Raw genomic sequence first — 17,297 nt, 5'->3', positions numbered from 1 at the left:
GGCCAGCCGGACATTCTACCGAGTGCCGGGTTTCCCGAAAAGCGGCAAAGCAGGGTACGGCTTTCGACCATTGCGCGATGTCCCGTTCGTATCGCCGACGCCGTGGCGGGCCGTCACTGAGATGGGCGATCGGTATGATTCTCGATTATCCTACCCTGTCACGACAGATCATGATGCTGGATGCCATGCATGCCTTTCCAGAGACTTCCGCGGTGATCCCCGCGCCGATCTTCATTCCGGGTGCCGGACGCTGGCCCGAAGATGTCGCGCTGTGGGTCGTGGAACTCGACCTGGACGCGGATCCGGCGGGGCTCTGTCATGTTCTCGCCGCAGACGAGATTGCGCGGATGGGGCGCTATGCGCGGCGGGCGGACAAAGTCCGGTTCGCGGTGGCGCGCGCGGCCCTGCGCGCGCTGCTCGGCGAGCGTCTCGGGTGCGCGCCGAGCCAGTTGGCGTTCACGCAGGGCGTCTACGGGCGGCCATCGCTGGCTGCTCGGCCGGACGTCTCGTTCAACCTGTCCCATTCGGGCGAACGGGCGCTGCTCGCGGTATCGATGCGGCGAACGGTGGGCGTGGATATCGAGGTGGCCGATACGGGGCTGGCGTGGCGCGCCTTGCTCGACCTCGTATGCGACCCCGAGGAAGCGCGCACGATCCTGTCCACGCCCGATTTCTACCGCTGCTGGACGGCGAAGGAGGCGCTGCTGAAAGCGACGGGCGAGGGTATCGGCAAGGGGCTGAAATCCATCGATCTGGCGCACGCACGACTGCCACCTGCCCTGAGCGTCGTCGGCCTGGACGACCTGTCCGGCCTGGCCGGCTACTCGGGCGCGCTGGCGTTCGGGCCGTCGATGCGGGTCGACGACACGCTGCATTGCACGTCGATGCGCGCGCCGAGCACGAACGCGCTCAGCAGGCCGGCCCGCAATGCCTCGAGGATGCCGACGGTCTTCGCGGTAAGCGCCAGTTCGAGCGCCGACCCGCCGGAAACCACCAGCAGCGCCCAGGCCAGCCAGGAGGCATGAGGGTGTGCGTCCCCACCGCGGTAGGCCAGGATGTGAAGCGCGGCGACGAGATGGGCGATCAGTGCGACGAACGCCAACGGGGTAGGCATGGTCAGTCCTTTCTGAAAAATGCGCGGATGTTCATTTTTCTAATGCGTTCGATCATCTGCAGGGTCACCGCGATGGCGAGCGCGGCGGCCAGGAAGCCGGCGACGCCCGTGCTGCGGATCGGCGTGGTGCGCACGACTTCCGGCGCCGCCAGATAGCCCGCTATCCAGGAAATACCGAGATAGGCGATACGCTTGGACAGGGAAAGATCCTGCGAGGTGGCAACCACCAGTGCCGCGCCTGCAAAGGCGCCGATCAATGCGTCGGCGTCCACGCCATTGAGCAGGCTGTTGGCGCCGGCTCCCGAAGCGCCGGCTCCCGAAGCGCCGGCTCCCGAAGCGGCGGCTCCTGAAGCGGCGGCGGTCATGGGCAGGCACGCGTGGAGACAGTCCATCATTGATCGGTCGATTGCCGCGGGGCCGGCGCAGCAGCCGGCGATGAAGTCATGAGTGCCACGTCGGGAACGGGGGTTGCAGCATACAATCCCTGTCTGGCGGGTTGAAAGGTCTTCGTCAGGTTTCCTGTAAGCCGACACCGGTCCGCGCGCCGTCGCACGACACGCGTTTCCCCACCGTTCGGCATGTCGTATACCGCCGATTTTTCACGATTCGTGGAATTTTCCGATGCCGTCTGACGCGATCGAAGGCAAGGCAGCTCAGGCTTTTGAAAAAAAACCGTCTTCGCCGGGAGCGGGTGGTGCAAAACATCCGCAGGACGTTTATCCTCGTAAACCCCGGGCACACGGGTTATGACCTTAGGATTGCCACGTCAATCTTTCACTGCGACAATTCGGCGCAGTCCCGGACGTTTTTTGACGTGCCTAGCTTTCAAACCTTTCAGGCAAACCCTGCTTTGAAGAACCGCGGTTAATCGATCCTCCGTCAATGCAATCACTACCCCTTCTCAGTCTGGCAATCTGGATTCCCATATTGTTCGGCCTTGGCGTTCTTTGTGTGGGTTCCTCGGGTCAGTCGCGCCCGGCCCGCTGGCTGGCATTGACCGGTTCGGTCCTGGGCCTGCTGCTGACCATTCCACTGGTCGCGGGTTACGACGCCAACGTCGGCACCGAGCAGTTCGTCGAGCACGCACCCTGGCTCGCCGCCCTGAACAGCACGTATCACCTCGGTATCGACGGCATCTCGCTCTGGCTCATCGTGTTGACGGCGTTTACCACCGTCGTGATCGTGCTGGCGTCGTGGGGATCGATGAAGGTGCGCGTCGCGCAATATCTGTCGGCCTTCCTGCTGCTGTCGGGCTTTCTCATCGGCGTCTTCGCATCGCTCGACGGCATGCTGTTCTTCGTATTCTTCGAAGCGACGCTGGTGCCGTTCTATTTGCTGATCGGGGGCTGGGGCGGCGCGAACCGCGTGCATGCCGCGGTCAAATTCTTCTTCTTCTCGCTGATCGGGTCGCTGGCCATGCTGCTGGCGCTGATCTATCTGTACCACCTGTCGCATAGCTTCGAAATGGCGGTCTGGCGCGACCTGCCGCTCTCGCTGACGCAGCAAATCGTCATTTTCCTGGCGTTCTTCGCGGCATTCTCGGTCAAGGTGCCAATGTGGCCGGTGCACACCTGGCTGCCCGAGGCGCACATGGAGGCGCCGATCGGCGCCTCGGTGATGATGAGCGTGCTCAAGCTCGGCGCGTATGGTTTCCTGCGGTTTTCCCTGCCGATCACGCCGGACGCCAGTCATTTCTTCGCGCCCGTGCTCATTGCGCTGTCTTTGATCGCGGTGATCTACGCCAGTCTGGTCGCGCTGGCGCAGACGAACATCAGCAAGATGATTGCGTATTCGTCGGTCGCGCACATGGGTTTGTGCACGCTGGGTCTGTTCATCTTCAGTCAGATCGGCGTCGTCGGCGCCATCGTTCAACTGATTTCCTATGGCTTCGTGTCGGGTGCGATGTTCCTGTGCGTGGGGGTGCTCAGCGACCGGATGCAGACCCAGTCGATGGACGCTTATGGCGGGGTGGTCAATACGATGCCGAGGTTCGCGGTATTCGTCATGATTTTCGCGATGGCGAACGTGGGATTACCGGGCACGTCGGGTTTCGTCGGCGAGTTCATGGTGATCATGGGCGCGATCAAATACAACTTCTGGATCGGCATGGGGGCGGCGTCGGGCATGTTCCTGAGCGCGGCCTACACGCTATGGATGTACAAGCGCGTGATATTCGGGCCGATCGGCAATGCCCGTGTGGCAAAACTCGTGGATCTCGGCAAGCGCGAGACGGCGGTGCTGGGCGCGATGGCGGCCGTGGTCATGGTGATCGGTATCTATCCGCACCCGTTCACCAAGGGCATCGATCCTTCCACCGCCAAGGTCCTCGCGCAATCGATGCGCGTCAAGACGGGCGACGCGCCCCTGGTGCCGGTGCAAAGCGCCCGGCAAACGAGCGCATCGCCAGCCAGCTAGCGCTTTCTCTCCCCGCGGCATTGCCATGGTGACGGCCATTGCCGTCCCCGGCGGCGATGAGGGGGTTCTCGCAAAAAAAACGCCCCGGCATGCCGCGGGGCGTTTTTTTCACTACGGAGCGGGCGCGGACGCCCGCGCCAGACTAGCGGCCGGTAATGATCTGCGCGATCACGCCCGATGCGACGGCGACCAGCAAGTAATCGCCACCGACGCCGACCCAATGATAGCCACGCGGGGGCGGTTGCAGATTGTAGCCGCGCCAGTCGTCCACGACATACTGGCGGTCGCGGTAGTCGCCCGGCAGGCGGCCGCCACGGTGGCGCCATTCACCGCCGGGGCCACCAGGGCCGCCTTGCCATCCGCCCGGACCGCCACGGTCCGCGTGCATGCCGGGGCCGCCATGCATCGGTCCCGGACCGCCGTGATCCGGACCAGGGCCTCCGTGCATCTGACCCGGCCCGCCGCCGTGGCCACCATTGCCGTCATGACCCTGATCCGGGCCTTGCTGGGCATAAACGGCCGATGACGCCAACGCAGCGGCTACCAGCATGCTCGATATGATCTTCTTCATGTATTGCTCCCGTGACGAGTGAAACACGGACCCTGTCCGCGCTCATGGCGCGAATCGTTCCCTCAGGTCCCCTTCTGGCAAACACTGTGATGCGCTTTTGAGTACGGTAACAGCGGCGCCTGTAATTCGATGTTTCCCAAATGTAACAACACGCATCGTCTGCGGCGAATTCATGCCGTCGTGCGCCGCCCGAAAAGCCGATGGGCGAAATTTCTTACCAGACGCAATGGTGAGCGCGCGCGCGTCGGGGCGGTGTTTGCGGCTGGCGAATGGATGGCGGTTCGCGCGTTGACGCGTGAATCGAACGAGTGCGCCTGCAATGTCGGGTCGTTCCAGCTGTGGTAATGGTGACCCGCACAGCCGTTCGTCCAGGAGGACGCGCAGCCGAACGCCAGGCCGATGGCGTTCGCCGGCGTGGCGAAGCCGGATTCCGACGGCTCGAATGCCGGGTGGTATTGCGTCGAATTATCCAGCGCGCATTGAGCGATGTGCATCGCCATCTCCAGAAAAGACCCGCCGCGCATTGGCGACATAAGACGAGGCCCTGTTCACGCAAGCGCCGTGCCAGTAACATCCGGCCTGGCGATCCCCCACAGGGCATGACAAACCGCCAAGTGCCCAGGCAGGAAAATGCAAATTTTGCAAAGCGTCTGGAAGAATCGAAACAATTCGTATCAGGGATCGACAGGTTTTATGGCGCGATGTAGATGTCGGCATGCGGCCCTCGGCCATCAGGCAAGCAAATCATGAAACCAGTGCAAGACAGCCGCTTCCCGTTTCTCGTCGGTATCGACGGCGGCGGCACGGGCACGCGCGCGGTGATCGCACGGCGGGATGCCCCCACCGTCGAACTGGCGCGGGGCGAAGCAGGGCCGTCCGGTCTCGCCCTGGGCATCGATCAGGCGTGGCAGGCGATCGAGGCGGCGACGACGCGTGCGTTCGCGGCGGCGGGACATGCGCTCGATTGGTCGGCCTGCGTCGTCGGGTGTGGCCTGGCCGGCGTCAATCATCGGCGGTGGCGCAGCGCATTCATTGCGATGGCGCCTGCGTCGCTGCCGGTTCTGGCTGTCGAAAGCGATGCTTACACGACCCTGCTGGGCGCTCACGGCGGCGCCCCGGGCGTCGTGATCGCCCTGGGTACGGGAAGCATCGGGCTGGGACTCGGCATCGACGGCCGGATGCGGATGGCGGGGGGCTTCGGTTTTCCCTCGGGCGACGAAGCCAGCGGTGCATGGCTGGGCCTGCATGCGATCGGCCATGCCCAGCGCGCCGTCGACGCACGGGGCCCTTGCGATGCATTTGCCCGCGATTTGCTGGCGGCGGCGGGCGTGCGCCTGGAAGACGGTTTGGCAACCCAGGACGAAGCCGCCGAGCGCATGCGGGAGGCATTGCTCGACTGGGTAGTGGGTGCGAGTCAATCCGATTATGCGTCGCTCGCGCCGGTGATCGCCGCGCATGCGGTTCATCCGGTGGCGGCGGCACTGTTCGCGCGCGCCGGACGGGAGGTCGACGCGATGGTGGCGGCGCTCGATCCGCACGGTCATTTACCGCTGGCGCTGTGCGGGGGGCTGGCGCCCGTGATCGCGCCCTTCATTGCGCCCGTTCACGCGCCGCGTCGCACGCCGGCGCGTCACGATGCCGCCCACGGCGCGCTGATGGTCGCCTGGCGCGCGGCATCGGATGTTTAACGCGTTCACGTTCGGGTTGCCGCATTTGTTAATATCGCCTTGGTGAATGTATGGCATGCCGATAAAGGCGGCGCTGGCCGTACGCGACGTCGTGCGCGATCCCGGACGCCTGTCCGGCTATCGAACCCATGGAGAATAGATGAACCGGAATGCCTCGTTGCGCTGGGTGCGCCGCCTTACCGCCGGCGCGACTGCGCTGGCCCTCTCGGGCACCGCCTTTGCGCAGACCCCCGCGGCGCCGGCCGCCGGAGCGCCGGCCGCCGGAGCGCCGGCCGACGACGGGTCCGTTGCAACGGCCCGTACCCCGGCCGCGACAACCGATACGGGGGCATCGTCGGCGATTGCAGCGGCGGTCGTCGGCTCGCAGCGTAGCGCGGCATTTCGTCTCCGGGACCGGTACCGCCACCCGTTCGAGACACTGTCGTTCTTCGGTATCGCGCCCGGCATGAAAGTCGTCGAGATCTGGCCCGGTAACGGCTGGTATACGGAAATCCTCGCGCCTTTGCTGAATGCAAGCGGCCTGTTATATGAGGCATTGCCGGAGGAAACCGGGCGGTCTCAACAGTCAAGTGCAACGGTTAGCGAATCCTTCGGCGGCCAACTCCATTGCCATGACTTCTTCCGGGGTTTTCCAGCCCAGTGTCTGACGAGGACGGCCATTGAGCAATCTGGCAATGTCGTTGAGTTGCATCTGGCTCACTCCCGACAGGTCGATCCCTTTGGGCAAGAACTGACGTAGCAGACCATTCGTGTTTTCATTGCTGCCGCGTTGCCATGGCGCGTACGGATCAGCGAACCAGATATCCAAGTTCAATTGCCGGGCCAATTCGACATGACAGGTCATCTCCNCCTACTGCTTGCTGCCGGTTAAGTACCGTGCAGCAGAGAAGCGAGATTATGTACCGCTTCTGCAATTTCGTCAAGCATTTTGTTTCGGCTTTCGCTGCAACATCCTGTTCGACCCGGCGGGTTCGGCGTCCTGCCGGTCAAGCGTCAAACACCCGCTCCACCGTTGCCAAACCCCCGTCCCGCCTCGCTTTCACCGCCTGCGCCGCGCCGCTTTCGCGGCACTCGCTGGCCTGTTTCTGCAGCGGGGAGGCGAATATTAGTTCCGCCATCCGTGCAAGCGGTTTTCGAAAAAAGGGGAAAACAGGTCACCGGGCACCCGCCGTTCGGCTCACCCGGTGGCTGCGCCTCGTTCAGCGCGTGAACAGTTTGACGGGTATCGCGTCGGCCATCGCCTGATAGCCGGCGTCGCTCGGGTGGATATGATCGCCGCTGTCGTAGCGGGCGATCAGCACCTGCGGTCGACGTGGGTCGCGCAATGCCTGATCGAAATCGATGACCGCATCGAACGCGCCGCTGGTGCGGATCCACTGGTTCACGGCGGCGCGGATCGCCTCGCGATCCGGCGGTAGATCCGCCGGCGTCAACGTCGCGCCGTAGATCAGGCGATGCGCGCGGTGCGCGGCCTCGATGAGACGGCGATAGCCCGCTTCGAGATCCGCTGCGGAAACGAAGGTATGCGGCTCGTCGCAATCCAGGCCGCGGCGCTTCGGCATCGCCGGGAAATTGATGTCGTTGATGCCGATCAGCGCGATCACGTAGCGGCCGCCGGGCATGTCGAGCGCATCGTGCGGATAACGCTCCGCCAGCTTCTCGCCATAGCAGGCGGAATCGTTCAACAGGCGGTTGCCGCTGATGCCCAGATTGACGACGGCGACGCGAGCCGTCGCGGGGTCGCTCGCCAGGCGCCGCGCCAGGGCGTCGGGCCACCGGCGGTTGGCGTTCAGGCTCGAGCGCATGCCGTCGGTGATCGAGTCGCCGATTGCCACCGCGGTACGCGCGTCGTCGGTGGCGTGCGTCAGCAGCGCGTCGACGAAGAACCACGAGGTCGGGCCGGCATGAAAAGCGCCGCCGGAAACATCCTGAACATGATCCCCGTCAGTCGCCACATAGCTCACCTGGCTCGCGACCTTGTGCCAGTCGCCCGGCGTCGGGACGCCCGCGGCGAGATGCAGGCTGAGCGCAACCGGCCCGGCGTCCAGATGCACCGCCACCGGATCGCTCTCGCGTGATGCGCCGGCCGCCAGCGTCACCCCGCGCGCGCCGCCGAAATGCACGGCCTGCGCCGCGCCCGCAAGCGCGGCGCCGCGTCCGGCGGGCGCGAGCGAGACGGCGTCGATCGTCAACGGCGTGCGTCCATAACGGTTCGAGACGCGCACGCGCCAGTCGTCTCCGGCGATGCGGGGAGCCAGGATCTGGCGCACCGTCTGCCCGGCGAGATTCGGCGCGCGGTTGAACGCCGGCGTGTCCGGGTGCTGCGCGACCGGCTGTTGTGCGGTGGCCCATGCCGCCACCCAGTGCCCGGCGTCCGCCGCCCGCGCCGGGACGCTCGCGATGGTCGCGGCCGCCATCCAGGCGGCGCACGCGTACCGGGCACCGCGTGCGAGGGGCCGGGCGAAGGCCGGGGGCCACCGGAGCGGATCGCGGGACGGCACCGCCGTCGTGGGCGGGGGCTGCACGATACGCGCCGCGATCACGCGGGGGGACCGGCGTTCACCGTCATGTCGGACGGCGGTGCCGTGCGGGGGAATGGCGTGGGGCAGATTGGGCATCGGTCGAATCGGAAGCGAATAAAATCGGGGAAGACCTGGAAGAGCGCCGACAAGACAGGATTGTGCCTCGATCGGCCTGCGCCCGCCATGCGGCGCCCCGGTCGCGAGCAGCACGCGTATGAGAGAATCGCGACCATTCGGGCGACGCCCTCCCCGCTCTCTCTTGAGGAAACCTGCGCATGCCCGACCCCCTGCCTACCGCGAGCGCGCTCTGCCGCTTCGCCGATGCGCCGCGCGACACATCCGTCGATGCATCCGCCAGCGCATCCGCCGATGCGAGTTCCGCCGCCCGCTACGCCGGCTACGTCCACGCGCCGGACGCGACCCGGCGCGCCGGCCTGCAGGCGATCATCGACGCCAAGACGAAACCGCCCGGCAGCCTGGGGCGGATCGAGTCGCTCGCGCTGCAGATCGGCCTGATACAACAGACGTCCCGGCCGACGATCACGCGCCCGGCGATGCTGGTGTTCGCAGGCGATCACGGCATCGTGCGGCACGGCGTGAGCCCCTACCCGCAGGCGGTGACCGCGCAGATGGTGGCGAACTTCATCGCCGGCGGCGCGGCGATCAATGTCTTCAGTGCCCTCTCCGGGTTGACCCTGGAAGTGATCAACGCGGGCGTGGCCTGCGACCTGCCGGATGCGGCGATGCTGGTCAACACGCCGATCGGTCTGGGTACGCGCGATTTCAGCGAAGCGCCGGCGATGTCGGACGACGAGGTGCGGCGCGCGATGGCGCTCGGCGCCGCCCGCGTCGCGCATCACGCCGCGCGGGGCACGAATACGATCGGGTTCGGCGAGATGGGGATCGGCAATACGTCGGCCGCCGCCTGCCTGATGAGCCGCTATTGCGCGCTGCCGATCGACGCCTGCGTGGGCCGGGGCACCGGACTCGACGATGCCGGGCTCGCGCGCAAGCGCGGCGTGCTGGCGAAAGCGCTGTCGCATCACCCCCAGCAAGCCGATGCGATGGCCACGCTGGCGTTCTTCGGCGGTTTCGAAATCGCCGCGATGGCCGGTGCCTTCATCGAAGCGGCCGCCCGCGACATGATCATCCTCGTGGACGGGTTCGTCGTGACCGCGGCGCTGCTCGCGGCGCTCGCGATCGCCCCGGACGTGCGGCATTACTGCGTCTTTTCCCATGTCTCCGACGAGAGCGGGCACCGCGCCATGCTCGAACGGCTGGCGGCGGACCCGCTGCTGGCGCTGGGCCTGCGCCTGGGCGAAGGCACGGGCGCGGCGCTCGCCCTGCCGCTGGTGCGCGCCGCGGCGGCATTCCTGTGCGATATGGCGAGCTTTGCCTCGGCGGGCATCGACGACAAGGCGCATGCCGGCGAGCGCCACGATGGCTAGGACCGGCGGCGGGGACCACCCGGCATGCGGGCCATGACCATGACCGACGGCACGCGCGTGCGTGGGGCGTACGCCCGCACGCGGGAGGAAGCCTGCATCGTTCTGACGGCCTTCGGCTATTTCAGCCGCCTGCCGGTGCCGTCGCGGCTGGCGTTCTCGCAGGCGCGGCTGGCCGCGTCGGGCCGCTATCTGCCGCTGGTCGGTCTGGTGATCGGAAGCGCGGGCGCCCTGATTTATGGACTGGCGCTACAGGTGCTGCCGGCGGCCCTGGCGGTGCTGCTGTCGATGGCGGCGACGCTGCTGGCAAGCGGCGCGCTGCATGAGGATGGCCTCGCCGATTGCTGCGACGCGTTCGGCGGCGCGCATGCCCGCGAAGACGTACTGCGCATCATGAAGGATTCGCGGATCGGCGCTTTCGGCGCGATCGGCGTGGTGGTCGCCCTGCTCGTGAAATGGCAGGCCCTCACGGCGCTGGCGCAACGCCACCCGCTGGCCGCCGCCGGCTGGATGATCGCCGCCCACATGGCCAGTCGCGCCGGCGCGATCGTCTATGTGGCGACGCTCGACTACGCACGTGCCGACGGCAAGTCGCGTGCGTTCGCGCAGCGCTCCCCGCGCGCGGCCGCCGTCGCGCTGCTGATCGGGCTGCCCGGCCTGTTCGGCGCCGGCACGCGGCTGGGCGCGCTCTGCCTCATGGTCGGACTGCTGCTGCACGTGGCGCTGGGCCGGTGGTTCAAACGGCGGCTCGGCGGCTATACCGGCGACTGCCTGGGCCTCGCGCAGCAGGTATTCGAAATCGCGATCTATCTGGTGGTGCTGGGATGGATCTCGTCCTGATCCGGCATCCGGCGGTGGCCGTGCCGCCCGGTCAATGCTATGGGCGCAGCGATGTGCCCCTGCTCGACACCGCCGCCGCCGGCGCGACGGCGATCGCCGCGAAACTCGCCCGGCTCGGCATCGGGTCGTACGCGCTCCATAGCAGCCCGCTGCGGCGCTGCATGGAGGTGGCGCGGGCGCTGGCGCAACGGCCCGGCGATCAGGTGACCGATGCGGCGGCCGATGCAGCGCACGGTGCGGCAGGCAATGCAGCAGACGACGCGGCGGACAGCCTGACAGACACCCCCCCCGCGCTCGCCCCGGATCCGCGCCTGGCGGAACTCGATTTCGGCGACTGGGAAGGCCGGCGCTGGGACGACGTGCCCCGCGCGGCGCTGGATGCCTGGGCCGCCGATATCGAGCATGCGGCACCGCACGGCGGCGAATCAGTCGCGCAACTGGCCGCACGCACGGACAGCTGGCTGAGTGATATCGGCGCCCGTGCGACGGCGACCGGTGCCGCGACGGTGGTGCTGACGCATGCCGGCGTCATCCGCGTGATGACCGCGCGCGCCTTGTCGCTGCCGACGCTGACCTGCCTCGACTGGACGCTGCAGATGACCGGCATCTGCCGGCTCAGCCGCGCGCGGACCGACGGGCGCTGGAGCCTGGCGCTGTGGAACGGCTGAGCCGAAAAGAAGCCTCGATGGGCGCCCGGACTACGGCCCGGATGGCCGCTTCCCAGCGCGCACGCCCCCTTGCGCTGAACGATTCCGCCCTCACTTGATGGTAAGCGGCAACCCCGCGACGCTGAGGATCACCCGTTCGCAGCACGCCGCGACTCGCTGGTTGAGCCGTCCGAGTTCGTCCACATAGTGCCGCGTGAGCGCGCCCATCGGCACCACGCCCAGACCGATCTCATTGCTGACGACGATCACCACGCCGCGCGTCGCCCGCAGGGCGGCGTCGAAGCGGGCCAGCTGCATTGCCCAGTCGGCCAGCGGCGCCGCGCCATCGCGCGGGCACAGCAGGCCGCTCAACCAGAGGGTCAGGCAGTCGAGCAGGATGCAGCCGGCCGGCGTGTCGGCCGCCGCCAGCGCGGCGGCCAGGTCCGCACCGGCCTCGGTCACGGTCCAGTCGCCGGGCCGGCGCGCGGCGTGCAGGGCGATCCGCGCGGCGAATTCCGCATCGTCCCGCGGATGCGCGGCCGTGGCGATGTAGCGTACCGGCCGGCCGGTGTCGCGCGCCAGCCGTTCGGCATGCAGGCTCTTGCCGGAGCGCGCGCCGCCCAGCACCAGCGTGGTGCGGGGCGCCGCGGCAGGAAAGCGGGGCTCGGAAGACATGGCGCGGGCGCTCCATCGAATGGGAAGACCCGCATTATCCTCGCCGCGCGCGCGACATGTCGCCATCTTGATGCGCTGTGCGGTCTGGCGAACCAAAGCCCTGGAACGAATGTCGTAGACTAGCGCCCTGATCGGCATCCTGTCGCAGCTTGCATACGGCGCTACCACCGGAATCACCGCAGCCCCCATGGATTACATACACGTCGTCAACGGCGATCTCGCAGCCCGGCTCCTCGGCGAAGCGCTCGAAACCGCAGGCCGGCGCGACCGTATCGTCGTCCTGCGCGACGACCTCGCCTTCGGTCCGCTGCGCAGCATCGACGAGTCGAATTCCGCGCGCATCGCTTTCTGGCAGCGTGCGCTGGGCGCCGGCGAACACGGTCTGTCGCAAACCATCATCGATGCGTTCGAGGCCAGCACGCTGACGCTGCGCGCGCTGGCGGTCGACGACGGCAGCGAGGTGGTCGCCTGGCATGCGCAGAACGCGGGCGACCAACTGATGCTGCGGCGCGTCGCCTACCATCTGCGGCATGCTCCGCAACGCCTGAACGAGATCGGCATGCCCGCGCGCAGCCTGGTCCGCAACGCGCAGGAGACGTCGGGCGAGCCGCACTGCACGCCCGGCGCGATGGCTGCGCGGCTGCATGCGATCGCACCCATCTCCCTGCTGCGCATCGGCCGTCTGGCGCTGGAATGGCAGGAGCTGAAGCAACTCGGCCACGAAGTGCGCCGCTGGCGCGACAATACCTTCCAGAGCGCCGCCTTCAGTGATATCGACGGGGCGATCATCGAACTCGCCACGCTGCAGTGGCAGTCCTACCTGAGCCTCGCGCAACGCATCCGGACGGTCGACCCCGGCTCGGTCGCCACCGATGCGCTGATCGCCTGGCGCTGCCGGGAACTGGCGGCGCTTGGCCGAATCGCGCTCGACGGGGATCCGATCCTCGAAAAATCGACGCGTATCCGCCTGGCCCAGGCCGATCGCGCGCCGGCCCATCTGGTCTGTTGACGCCATACGCCGATTCTCAGATAGGGGTTTTCCCTAGCTCTCGTGCCGCGACTGGATTACAATACGTCATCGACCCGCGCCAGGCGGGGGCGGCGACCGGGGGAGCGATCATGAACACGATGCAACAAGGCGCGATCACGATCGCCGTGCGGGAACTGGGAGCGGAAGACCGCGACCGCCTGAACGCGCACTTCCTCGCGCTGGCCCCGGACGACCGCCTGCTGCGTTTCGGCAACATGATCACGGACGCCGTCGTGGAAAACTACGTGCGTGCGCTCGATTTCGCCGCGGATTCGGTATTCGGCGTGTTCGACGACCAGTTGCAGTTGCTGGGCGTGGGCCACCTCGCCCATCTGCGTGCGCAGGATGGCAAGCGGGCCGCCGAACTGGGCGTTTCGGTACTCGAACGGGCACGTGGCCAGGGTATCGGCAGCCGGCTGTTTCACCGTGCCGCGATCCGCTGCCGCAATACCGACGTGTCGTCCCTGTACATGCATTGCCTGTCGCGCAACGGCACGATGATGCATATCGCCAAGAAAGCCGGAATGGCGATCCAGCATGCGTACGGGGAGGCGGACGCCTACCTGACGCTGCCGCCTGCCGACCAGGCCAGCCTCTCGCTGGAGCAGCGTCACGAACAGGACGCGGCATCCGACTACGCGCTCAAGCGCCGCGCGCGTCAGACCGCTCTGCAAACGCTGATTGCACGGCCCGCGCTGACGGCCAGCCGGTCCAGCGCGGCCTGAACGCCCAGCGGATGGCCATCCGGCCACCCGCTTCGGATGAACCGACCGCACGCAGGCGGCCAGGCACCCACAGCCCGGCCCGCCACGACGGCCCTATCAGAACACCAGCCCGGCCTCGTGCGCCTGCACGTCCGCGTGGTAACTGGAACGCACCATCGCGCCCACCGCGGCGTGCGTGAAGCCCATCTCGTAGGCCGCCGTCTCATAACGCTTGAAAACGTCCGGATGGACGTAGTCGCGTACCGGGAGGTGATGCTCGGACGGCTGCAGATACTGGCCGATCGTCAGCATGTCGACGTTGTGCTCACGCATGTCGCGCATGACCTGGAGAATCTCTTCCTCGGTCTCGCCCAGGCCTACCATCAGGCCCGACTTCGTCGACACCTCGGGATGGAGCGCCTTGAAGTCCTTCAACAGCTTCAGCGAGTGCGCGTAGTCCGAGCCCGGGCGCGCTTCCTTGTAGAGCCGCGGCACCGTTTCCAGATTGTGATTCATCACGTCGGGCGGCGCGGCGGTAAGGATGCCGATCGCGCGATCGGCGCGGCCGCGGAAATCCGGGGTGAGGATCTCGATGCGCGTTTGCGGCGAGAGCGCCCGCACGCGTTCGATGCATTCGACGAAGTGCGCCGCACCGCCGTCGCGCAGATCGTCACGGTCGACGCTGGTGATCACGACATAGCGCAGCTTCAGCGCCGCGATCGTGCGTGCCAGGTTCTCCGGTTCGCTGGTGTCGAGCGGATCGGGCCGGCCATGGCCGACGTCGCAGAACGGGCAGCGCCGGGTGCACTTGTCGCCCATGATCATGAAGGTCGCCGTGCCCTTGCCGAAGCACTCGCCGATGTTCGGGCAACTGGCTTCCTCGCAGACCGTGTGCAAATTGTGCTCGCGCAGGATCTGCTTGATCTCGGTGAAGCGCGACGAACCGCTGGCGGCGCGCACGCGGATCCAGTCCGGTTTCTTCAGCTTTTCGATCGGGACGATCTTGATCGGGATGCGTGCGGTCTTCGCCTGCGCCTTCTGCTTTTGCGTGGCGTCGTAGGCGGGGGGAACGTCCAGCGCCGCTTCGACGCCGTTTTGTGCTGTGGTCATCTCAAAGATTCCGGTCAGGGCGGCCCCGCCACGCGTATCCGACGCGCGACGAAGCGGCCCGGTCCCGCACACACGAGCGGCTTCACCGCTCCTGCTACTGTGCGCGGGACATTGCGGGGAGATGCGCGGCGAGGCGGGCGGCAAGCGTCTGCGCCACCTCCCGCCAACCGGCGTTCACCCCGGACAGTGCCATATCGACGGTCTGCAAACCCGCATAGCCACAAGGGTTGATATCGTCGAACGGACGCAGGTCCATCTGCACGTTCAGGCTCACGCCATGGTAACTGCAGCCATGACGAATCTTCAACCCGAGCGCGGCGATCTTCGCACCCGTCAGGGGGCCGTCCGCCAGATAGATGCCCGGCGCGCCCGCATGACGTTCACCGCGCAGATTATACGCCGCCAGGGTGTCGATCACCGCCTGTTCGATTCGCTGCACGAACTCCCGCACCATCAAGCCACGCCGCCGCAGGTCGATCAGCAGATACGCGACGATCTGCCCGGGGCCGTGATAGGTGATCTGGCCGCCCCGGTCCACCCGTACCAGTTCGACGTCGGCGCGCTGGGTCAGCAGATGCGCGGGATTGCCCGCCTGCCCCAGGGTGTAGACCGGCGGGTGTTCGACCAGCCAGATTTCGTCGGGCGTCGCGGCGGTGCGCACGTCGGTGAACGCCTGCATCGCTTCGAAGGTGGGACGGTAGGCCGCCTCGCCGAGCCAGCGCAGCAAGGGCGCGTCGTCGGGAGGAATGCCGGCGGCGGTGGCCGCGTCGGGATGGGTGAGCGTCGACATGCCTCGCAGTGTACCGAAAACCGGACTACGCCATCGTCAGCGCCGCGGCAGCGCCGTCGCGTCGCAGGGCGCGGCGCCGGCGTTTGCGGTGCTTGCGGTTCCCCCTCGCCAGGCGCGCAGCACGTGCCACGCCTGCCGCCAGAGGCGCATGCGCGACGCTTGCGAGCACATTTCGAGACGTCCGGGAACGTCACCCTCGACGCTTGCCCACAAAACATCGCCGGCGGCGACCGGCATCCCCGCGCCCGCTGCCAGCCAGTAATCCCCGGCGTCGCCCTCGCGCGTCAGCCAGATCCGGCCCACCCGCACGCGCACGTGCCCGGCGACGCGTGGCGTCCATCGCACCGGCGCGCCGGGTGGAATCTCGTAAATCGTCCGCGTGGTGATCGCCGTGATCCTGCCGGTAGGGAATGTATTCATTTCGTGTTCTCCAGGGAGCATCCATGGCACGATGATAAGAAAAACCGGACCGCCTGAAAAACGAGATTTCGCGCGTCCTCTTGTGAGGAATATTCACATTGAACTTGCAACATCTACCCAACCTGTCGGCCTTGCGCGCATTCGAGGCGGCGGCGCGGCTTGAAAGTTTCTCGCAAGCCGCCAGCGAGCTGTTCGTCACGCATGGTGCCGTCAGTCATCAGATCCGCGGACTGGAGACGGCCCTGCAAACCCCGCTGTTCGCGCGGCTCGGCAAGCGCGTCGTCCTGACCGAGGCCGGCCGGCGCTACGCGACACAGATCCGCGCCGCGCTGCACGCGATCGCCGCCGCGACCGAAGACCTGCGGGGCGGACGCGCGCAACGGCTGGTGGTCAGCGTCCTGCCGTCGTTCGCGGCGCGCTGGCTGATGCCGCGCATCGGGCGCTTCATCGAACGGCACCCGGATCTGGACATCGAGATTCGCGCATCGTCGGAACTGGTGGATTTCGCGCGCAGCGATGTCGACGTGGGCCTGCGTCACGGCCGGCCCATGCCGACCCCGGGCCTGCACGTCGAAACGCTGATACGGGATGTGTATTTTCCGGCGTGCAGCCCGTCGTTCAAGGGCGGCCGGCGGCCGGCGACGCCGGCCGAGATGCTGTCGTTCGGCCTGTTGCAGTCCTGCGGCGACGAGCCGTGGCGCCTGTGGTTCGACGCGGCCGGATTGCACGATGCGCCCGAACCCGTGCATGGCCCCCGCTACCTGGATTCCAGCCATTTGCTGGATGCGGCGCTCCGGGGTCAGGGCATTGCGCTGGTGCGCTCGTCGCTGGCAGCGGACGATCTGCGCGCGGGGCGCCTGCTGCGTCTGTTCGACGTGGACGCCAGCAGCGGCGCGCTCACCCGCGCGGTCTGCCCGGTGGCGTTGCGGGAGACGGCACGCGTGCGCGCTTTTTTCGACTGGCTGACCGAGGAGGTACGCGCGTCGGACGCCGCGCAACCGACGCCCGTCGGCCTTTCGGCGCGCGCGTCTACAGAACGATCTTCACCATCGGATGACCGGTGAGGGCCATGTAGATCGCGTCGAGCTGCGCGCGGCTCTGGGCGTTGATGTTGACCGTCAGGCCGGTGTAGTTGCCGCCGCTCGACGGGCGCGTTTCGGTCCGCGAGCGGTCGAAATCCGGCGCGAGCTTCTCGACCACGGCCATGATGGTGTCGGCGAAGTCAGGATGCGTCTTGCCCATCACCTTGATCGGGAAGTCGCACGGGAAGTTGAAGATTTCCTCCTTGCCGTCGTCGCTCGCCAGACGCTTGGCCGCCGGATCCGT

Annotated in this window: 18 protein-coding genes and 2 pseudogenes; 9 read left to right on the top strand and 11 right to left on the bottom strand. The window is 67.1% G+C overall.

Annotation, left to right across the window (positions count from 1 at the left end; genetic code table 11):
* Window positions 1-77: 77 nt before the first annotated feature.
* Window positions 78-749: pseudogene (locus OVY01_RS23185) on the top strand (4'-phosphopantetheinyl transferase family protein); the annotation flags it as partial.
* A 71-nt stretch (window positions 750-820) separates the two neighbouring features.
* Here OVY01_RS23185 and OVY01_RS18315 read toward each other — a convergent pair.
* Together OVY01_RS18315 and OVY01_RS18310 are read right to left on the bottom strand one after the other, a co-directional pair.
* Window positions 821-1,114, bottom strand: a complete 294-nt coding sequence (locus OVY01_RS18315) for a phage holin family protein (RefSeq protein WP_267849005.1) — start codon at window positions 1,112-1,114, stop codon at window positions 821-823.
* 2 nt (window positions 1,115-1,116) lie between these two features.
* Complete coding sequence (locus OVY01_RS18310) at window positions 1,117-1,479, bottom strand: putative holin (protein WP_432422287.1); 363 nt, start codon at window positions 1,477-1,479, stop codon at window positions 1,117-1,119.
* Between the two features lie 517 nt (window positions 1,480-1,996).
* Between OVY01_RS18310 and OVY01_RS18305 the strand changes: the two genes are divergently transcribed.
* A complete protein-coding gene (locus OVY01_RS18305; protein WP_267849003.1) occupies window positions 1,997-3,529 on the top strand; it encodes a complex I subunit 4 family protein in 1,533 nt (510 codons plus the stop codon).
* A gap of 142 nt (window positions 3,530-3,671) precedes the next feature.
* On the opposite strand, the gene OVY01_RS18300 is transcribed toward OVY01_RS18305, so the two are convergent.
* Together OVY01_RS18300 and OVY01_RS18295 are read right to left on the bottom strand one after the other, a co-directional pair.
* Window positions 3,672-4,100 carry an RcnB family protein gene (locus tag OVY01_RS18300; RefSeq protein WP_267849002.1) on the bottom strand — a complete coding sequence of 143 codons (429 nt, stop codon included), beginning with the start codon at window positions 4,098-4,100 and terminating at the stop codon, window positions 3,672-3,674.
* A 170-nt stretch (window positions 4,101-4,270) separates the two neighbouring features.
* Window positions 4,271-4,594, bottom strand: a complete 324-nt coding sequence (locus OVY01_RS18295; RefSeq protein ID WP_267849001.1) for a hypothetical protein — start codon at window positions 4,592-4,594, stop codon at window positions 4,271-4,273.
* A 252-nt stretch (window positions 4,595-4,846) separates the two neighbouring features.
* Here OVY01_RS18295 and OVY01_RS18290 point away from each other — a divergent pair, with 252 nt between their 5' ends.
* The gene (locus tag OVY01_RS18290) at window positions 4,847-5,788 is read left to right on the top strand and encodes a glucosamine kinase nucleotide-binding domain-containing protein (protein WP_267849000.1); all 942 of its coding nucleotides are present in this window, start codon (window positions 4,847-4,849) and stop codon (window positions 5,786-5,788) included.
* A 565-nt stretch (window positions 5,789-6,353) separates the two neighbouring features.
* Here the strand turns inward: OVY01_RS18290 and OVY01_RS18285 are convergent.
* Window positions 6,354-6,584 (bottom strand): annotated as a pseudogene (locus OVY01_RS18285) (transposase); the annotation flags it as partial.
* 403 nt (window positions 6,585-6,987) lie between these two features.
* Window positions 6,988-8,205 carry an SGNH/GDSL hydrolase family protein gene (locus tag OVY01_RS18280; RefSeq protein WP_267849522.1) on the bottom strand — a complete coding sequence of 406 codons (1,218 nt, stop codon included), beginning with the start codon at window positions 8,203-8,205 and terminating at the stop codon, window positions 6,988-6,990.
* A gap of 380 nt (window positions 8,206-8,585) precedes the next feature.
* On the opposite strand from OVY01_RS18280, the gene cobT reads away from it, so the two are divergent.
* The 3 genes from cobT to OVY01_RS18265 are packed head-to-tail and all read left to right on the top strand — an operon-like array spanning window position 8,586 to window position 11,263.
* Window positions 8,586-9,758 (top strand): nicotinate-nucleotide--dimethylbenzimidazole phosphoribosyltransferase, encoded by a 1,173-nt coding sequence (gene cobT, locus OVY01_RS18275; protein ID WP_267848999.1) that lies wholly within the window; start codon window positions 8,586-8,588, stop codon window positions 9,756-9,758.
* 33 nt (window positions 9,759-9,791) lie between these two features.
* On the top strand, window positions 9,792-10,595 hold the full coding sequence (locus OVY01_RS18270) for an adenosylcobinamide-GDP ribazoletransferase (RefSeq protein ID WP_267848998.1): 804 nt from the start codon (window positions 9,792-9,794) through the stop codon (window positions 10,593-10,595).
* Window positions 10,580-11,263, top strand: a complete 684-nt coding sequence (locus OVY01_RS18265; protein ID WP_267848997.1) for a histidine phosphatase family protein — start codon at window positions 10,580-10,582, stop codon at window positions 11,261-11,263. Before OVY01_RS18270 ends, OVY01_RS18265 begins: the two co-directional genes overlap by 16 nt.
* Before the next feature lie 90 nt (window positions 11,264-11,353).
* Here the strand turns inward: OVY01_RS18265 and cobU are convergent, their stop codons facing one another.
* Window positions 11,354-11,917 (bottom strand): bifunctional adenosylcobinamide kinase/adenosylcobinamide-phosphate guanylyltransferase, encoded by a 564-nt coding sequence (cobU, locus tag OVY01_RS18260; RefSeq protein ID WP_267848996.1) that lies wholly within the window; start codon window positions 11,915-11,917, stop codon window positions 11,354-11,356.
* 187 nt (window positions 11,918-12,104) lie between these two features.
* On the opposite strand from cobU, the gene OVY01_RS18255 reads away from it, so the two are divergent.
* Window positions 12,105-12,926 carry a DUF1835 domain-containing protein gene (locus tag OVY01_RS18255; protein WP_267848995.1) on the top strand — a complete coding sequence of 274 codons (822 nt, stop codon included), beginning with the start codon at window positions 12,105-12,107 and terminating at the stop codon, window positions 12,924-12,926.
* A 110-nt stretch (window positions 12,927-13,036) separates the two neighbouring features.
* On the top strand, window positions 13,037-13,672 hold the full coding sequence (locus OVY01_RS18250) for a GNAT family N-acetyltransferase (protein WP_267848994.1): 636 nt from the start codon (window positions 13,037-13,039) through the stop codon (window positions 13,670-13,672).
* A 96-nt stretch (window positions 13,673-13,768) separates the two neighbouring features.
* On the opposite strand, the gene lipA is transcribed toward OVY01_RS18250, so the two are convergent.
* The 3 genes from lipA to OVY01_RS18235 form a co-directional block, all read right to left on the bottom strand.
* Window positions 13,769-14,761, bottom strand: coding sequence for a lipoyl synthase (gene lipA, locus OVY01_RS18245; protein ID WP_267848993.1), 993 nt, complete (start codon window positions 14,759-14,761; stop codon window positions 13,769-13,771).
* Window positions 14,762-14,855: 94 nt separating this feature from the next.
* Window positions 14,856-15,551, bottom strand: a complete 696-nt coding sequence (gene lipB / locus OVY01_RS18240; protein ID WP_267848992.1) for a lipoyl(octanoyl) transferase LipB — start codon at window positions 15,549-15,551, stop codon at window positions 14,856-14,858.
* Window positions 15,552-15,587: 36 nt separating this feature from the next.
* Window positions 15,588-15,971 (bottom strand): DUF2917 domain-containing protein, encoded by a 384-nt coding sequence (locus tag OVY01_RS18235; RefSeq protein ID WP_267848991.1) that lies wholly within the window; start codon window positions 15,969-15,971, stop codon window positions 15,588-15,590.
* A gap of 98 nt (window positions 15,972-16,069) precedes the next feature.
* Here OVY01_RS18235 and gcvA point away from each other — a divergent pair, with 98 nt between their 5' ends.
* On the top strand, window positions 16,070-17,035 hold the full coding sequence (gene gcvA, locus OVY01_RS18230; RefSeq protein ID WP_267848990.1) for a transcriptional regulator GcvA: 966 nt from the start codon (window positions 16,070-16,072) through the stop codon (window positions 17,033-17,035).
* Here the strand turns inward: gcvA and OVY01_RS18225 are convergent.
* Window positions 17,001-17,213, bottom strand: coding sequence for a YbeD family protein (locus OVY01_RS18225; RefSeq protein ID WP_267849521.1), 213 nt, complete (start codon window positions 17,211-17,213; stop codon window positions 17,001-17,003). The two genes, gcvA and OVY01_RS18225, sit on opposite strands and share 35 nt — an antisense overlap.
* Window positions 17,214-17,297: the final 84 nt, after the last annotated feature.

Origin of the sequence: Robbsia betulipollinis (genome assembly GCF_026624755.1) — a bacterium.
GTDB lineage: Bacteria > Pseudomonadota > Gammaproteobacteria > Burkholderiales > Burkholderiaceae > Robbsia > Robbsia betulipollinis.
This window is presented reverse-complemented; position numbering and strand designations above follow the sequence as displayed.